This window comes from Caldicoprobacter sp. (genome assembly GCF_047459465.1).
Classification (GTDB): Bacteria; Bacillota; Clostridia; order Caldicoprobacterales; family Caldicoprobacteraceae; genus Caldicoprobacter.
Map to the genome: position 1 here is coordinate 1 of NZ_VSCO01000124.1, position 5,248 is coordinate 5,248.

Below are 5,248 nucleotides of genomic sequence, written 5' to 3' on the forward strand. Positions count from 1 at the left end.
GAAGTTGAAGAAAAGCTTTCAACTTCATTTTCCAAAGGCCTTTCCAAAGATGAAGCATACCGCCGCTTGGAACAGTACGGCCCCAATGAGCTTGAAGAGAAAGGCCGGAAGACAATTTTTCAGATGTTTATCGATCAGTTTAAGGATTTCATGATTGCAGTTTTGATAGTGGCGGCTATCATCTCCGGTATGCTTGGCGAGTGGACCGATGCGCTTATCATATTGCTCATCGTGGTATTGAATGCTGTTTTGGGCGTAATACAGGAAAACAAGGCCGAACAGTCTTTGGAAGCATTGAAGAAGATGGCGTCTCCCACCGCAAAGGTGATAAGGGATGGAATGCCCGATGTGATCCCAGCGTCGCAGCTGGTGCCGGGGGACGTGGTGGTGCTGGAAGCCGGGGACTTCGTTCCTGCCGATATACGGCTTTTTGAAACTTCTAGCCTGAAGATCGAGGAGGCAGCTCTTACCGGTGAATCGGTGCCGGTTGAAAAGCATGATGAAAGGTTGGAAAAGGAGGATGTACCCCTTGGCGACAGGGTGAATATGGCCTATTCGGGCAGCATAGTGACCTACGGCAGGGGAAAGGGTATAGTGGTAGGTACAGGCATGAATACCGAGATGGGCAAGATAGCCGAGATGATACAGACCAGCCAGGAAACCGTGACGCCCCTGCAAAAGCGTTTAGAAGTTTTGGGGAAGACCTTGGGGACAGTGGTCCTTGCCATATGCGGTTTCATATTCATAATAGGTATATTCTATCATCACAAAGAAAGTAAAGAGATTTTTGAGATGTTCTTGACATCTGTCAGCCTTGCGGTGGCTGCCATTCCCGAAGGGCTACCGGCTATAGTGACCATAGTGCTGGCGGTGGGCGTACAGCGCATGGCCAAGCGCAACGCTATTATACGCAAGCTGCCGGCGGTGGAGACGCTGGGCAGCGCTACCATTATATGCTCCGATAAGACTGGGACGCTGACGCAAAACCGCATGACTGTGCAACAGGTGTATTACAACGGCAAATTTTTCAACGTCAATGAGCTTGAAGGGCGCGATTGTATAGATGACCATCTCAAACTGCTGGTTACAACGGGCGTTTTATGCAACGATACGCAGATAGTGGTGGATGGAGCAAACAAGAAGGCCATAGGTGATCCTACCGAAACGGCTCTGGTATGGCTGGGATTAAAAGTGGGATTGGATAAAGATATATTGGATGCCGATATGCCCAGGGTGGATGAATTGCCCTTTGATTCGGAGAGAAAGCTTATGACCACGGTACATAAGCTGGGAAACGGGTACCGGGTATTTACCAAGGGCGCACCTGATCAGCTCATACTGCGGTGTAACAGGGTATTGCTGGATGGAAAGGTTGTGGACATATCGGCTGATCACCTGAAGCACATTCAAGAGGCTAACGATGACATGGCCTCTCGTGCTCTGAGGGTTCTGGGCATGGCTTACAAAGACCTGGATGATTTGAACTATACTGATAAAGAAAAGGAACTGGAAGATGGCTTGATTTTTGTCGGCCTGGTAGGAATGATTGATCCGCCACGGCCCGAGGTTAAGGAAGCCATAAAGGTATGTCAACGGGCGGGAATAAAGCCCATTATGATTACCGGCGATCACAAAATAACAGCGGTGGCCATTGCTCGCCAACTGGGAATTTTGAAGAGCGATGAGGAAGCCATCACCGGCGCTGAATTGGACCGGCTGAGCGAAGAGGAGTTCAAGGAACGCGTCAAGGATTTCTCGGTGTATGCCCGAGTATCCCCCGAGCACAAGGTGAGGATTGTGAAGGCATGGCAGTCCTGGGGGCAGATAGTGGCCATGACGGGAGATGGAGTCAACGACGCTCCCGCCCTTAAAATCGCCGATATTGGTGCTGCCATGGGCAAGGTGGGGACTGATGTGGCAAAAGAGGCTGCTGATATGGTGCTCACCGATGACAACTTTGCTACCATCGTTGCCGCGGTAGAGGAAGGAAGGATAATATTTGCCAACATTCTAAAGGCTATTCAGTACCTGCTCTCATGTAACGTGGGTGAAATACTGGCGGTATTCATAGCTACTATGCTCGATTGGGAGAAACCGCTGTTGCCCATTCACATTCTCTGGATCAACCTGGTTACTGACAGCTTTCCTGCTCTGGCGCTGGGGATGGAACCGGCTGAGAAGGATATTATGGATAAAAAGCCCAGGGATCCCAATGCCAGAATTTTTAGCAGGGGCATGGTAAGGCGCATCGTTTATCAGGGCTTTTTGACGGGCATCTTGACCTTGCTGGCGTTTACAATAGGTCTTAGGGATGGCTTAGACATTGCGCGAACCATGGCTTTTGCAGCTCTTACCTTCGGGGAATTGGTGCACGTGCTAAATGTGCGTTCCAACAAGTATTCGATTTTTAGGATAGGGTTTATGACCAATCGCTACGCAGTGGGGGCTATTGCTATTTCGGGATTGCTTCAGCTTTTGGTTATGACGGTGCCCTTCCTGTCGAATGTCTTTGAGGTAGTTCCCCTCGGATTTAAACACTGGATATGGGTTGTCATTTTGGCTTTGGCGCGATTGGTTGTGGTGGAGATGGTAAAACTGCTGGGGTATAATACCACAAAGGACGAGGAGTAATGGGTGAAGGTTGCGTGGAGAGCCTTTGCTTTGAGGGGAAGGTAATAATTGTATCGCTATAATGTTATTTGCGATGATGTATAAGTATTGGTTATTTGCTTCATGAGCCCAAGTGAGGGTATTATTAGTATAATACCATAATGAAGGAGGGTGGCAGGGATTATCCCGAGAGGCATTCCTGCCATCCTGTGGCCTAACAGCGGGAGGAGATGAAATATGGGCTCATGGAGCGTGCGGAAACTGGTATTGGCAGGGATTTTGGCAGCGCTGGTATTTGCGGTGACGGCATTTACAAAGATACCTTCTCCTTTTGCAAAGGCAGCTTATTATCACGCCGGGGATAGCATAGTATATCTGAGCGGCCTGGTTCTGGGACCGCATATGGCTGCAGTGGTAAGCGGCCTGGGTTCTTTTTTGGCAGACCTATATCTTGGTTATTCCCTCTATATGTTGGCCACGTTTATAATAAAAGGAATTATGGGTGGTATTGCTGGATATTTTCTGTATACGCCGCAAGGCAGGACGTCATTGGTAAGAAAGCTGCTGGGCGTTGCCCTTGCTGGATTGTGGATGGCAGTGGGGTATTACGTATTTGAGGTATACGTGGTCAGAATTGTCGATTGGAGGGCCAACATACCCAATTTCTTTGCCAATATAGGTCAAGCACTGGTAGGAGCGGTGATTTTCTTGCCGCTGTCCAAACCCTTGGAAAGGCTGAAGGATGTTTAGGTTTTTAACGGTATGTAAAGGCTGCTATGACATTATACGCTTTTATGAAAAACTGGCCGACAAAGAGATGAATAAAATACGAAGGGATCCTGATATCCACCAACCAATGAAAAAGGATTTATAAAGGTATAGGATTTTGTTCCTAGCTATAGCTAGAAAAGTGCACTGGTTCTAAGAAGAGGATATGTTTGGGGACTTTTTTAGCCTCCTTTTTGATGTTAATTGTGCGTATTTTTTCAACTCCTTATTCATAGAATCTAACTCGAGAATATATTTTCACCTTACTTTCCTAAGCTCACTTCTCTTAAGTTTTGTAGCCTTGATTACATTCTTGACCATATACAGCTTAGAACTTACTTAACTTATTAGTTTTAATTCAATTTTAATAAATTTGTTGCCATTTATTTATTTTTTTGGCTTCAATTGATGATATAATCTATGAAGAGAAGAAACAGGATAACATTTGGCTGTGTATCTAATGGGCGACTGAGAGATGTAAGGCGAAACAGATTATGGGTGGAGGGAAGGGCGTGAAAAGAGTAACCGTAATGGTATTTGTCTTGTTGATGTTGCTCGCACAATTGATTGAAGGCAACATTGCCCATGCCGATGACGAGAGCATTGCGATGCAAGTTCAAATGGGCTTTGATGGGCGGTTTAAGCTGGGAAGCTGGACTCCTATTACGGTGGACATCGAAAATAAGGGCGATGATATAGAGGGTGATCTTGAGGTGCAAGTCTATCAACCCAGTCGGGGCACCGCTGTGGTGTTTTCAACGCCTGTGGTTATTCCTCATGGGACGCGGAAACGCTTTAAACTCTATGTCCAGATAGATACTATACAGAGGAATTTTGAGGTGAAATTGATTCAAAGAGGTAACGTAATAAAGAGCGTTAAGGTGGGCGATGTGGTGCCGGTGACCCAGGACCACTATATGCTGGGCCTTCTAACCGATGACAGGGAGGCGCTGAATTACTGGAAGTCTTCCCTGGGCAGCAATAGGATCTTTTACCAATATGAGGCGGTACATCTTGATGTGGAGGATTTTCCAGACAGGAAAGAGGTTCTCGATAATTTTACCGTACTCATACTGAACAATGCCGATACCAGCGAGCTTTCACAGCAGCAGGTAAAAGCCCTCCAGCAGTGGCTGGAATCGGGTGGAATTCTCATTATAGGTACAGGGGCCAATGGATACAAGACATTGGCGGGTTTGCAGGGCGGTATTCTTTCGGCAACCATATTGGGCACGCGACAGGTGGCTGAGATTCCCGTCCTTGAAGCTATTGGAGAAAGTACGCTGCAAAGCGATGTGCCTTTTGATATAATGGATCTAACAATCGATGATGCGAAACCTGCAGTTGAACATGAGGGTAAGGGGATTGTATGGAAGATAAGCCGCGGTGCAGGATATATATTTGTTTCTGCATTTGACTTGGGGCTGGAGCCCTTTTTGAGCTGGACCGGCAATAAGATGTTTTGGGAAAATATTCTGAATCTTCATATAGATTCCGATAAGGTAAGCACTTTAAAAGATATTGAACAGCGCAAAGCCTATGGTACCAAGGTTGGGACGATAAAGGACGAACGGATCCGCGAAGCCCTTGGCGTTGGAATGAGGACCATGGATTTGCCATCCTTTTCAAAGTTACTTTTGGTACTCTTTGCCTATCTGCTTGTAGTGGGCCCTCTAAATTACCTGGTGCTCAAACGAATGGACAGGCGCGAATGGACCTGGTTTACAATACCCGTTATGGTAATAGCCTTTTCAGTTATTGTATACGGTATGGGGTATATGGCCAAGGGTAGCGATGTCATAACCCACGTCATTTCGCTGGTAAACTTAAATGAAAGCGGCAGGGCCGACGTGGAGAGCCATATTGGTGT

At 46.9% G+C, this 5,248-nt stretch carries 3 protein-coding genes; all 3 read left to right on the top strand.

The window, feature by feature from the left end; all coding sequences use genetic code 11:
- A partial coding sequence (locus tag FWJ59_RS07690) for a calcium-translocating P-type ATPase, SERCA-type (protein WP_414481367.1) occupies positions 1–2,631 on the top strand: 2,631 nt, incomplete at its 5' end.
- Positions 2,632–2,847: 216 nt separating this feature from the next.
- Positions 2,848–3,360, top strand: coding sequence for an ECF transporter S component (locus FWJ59_RS07695; protein ID WP_414481368.1), 513 nt, complete (start codon positions 2,848–2,850; stop codon positions 3,358–3,360).
- Positions 3,361–3,890: 530 nt separating this feature from the next.
- Positions 3,891–5,248 (top strand): hypothetical protein (locus tag FWJ59_RS07700; protein WP_414481369.1); only part of this gene is annotated, 1,358 nt, incomplete at its 3' end.

What these genes read in the sequence shown, in the direction of transcription:
- FWJ59_RS07695 (WP_414481368.1), top strand. Translation starts at nt 2,848, where the DNA reads ATGGGCTCATGGAGCGTGCGGAAACTGGTATTGGCAGGGATTTTGGCA.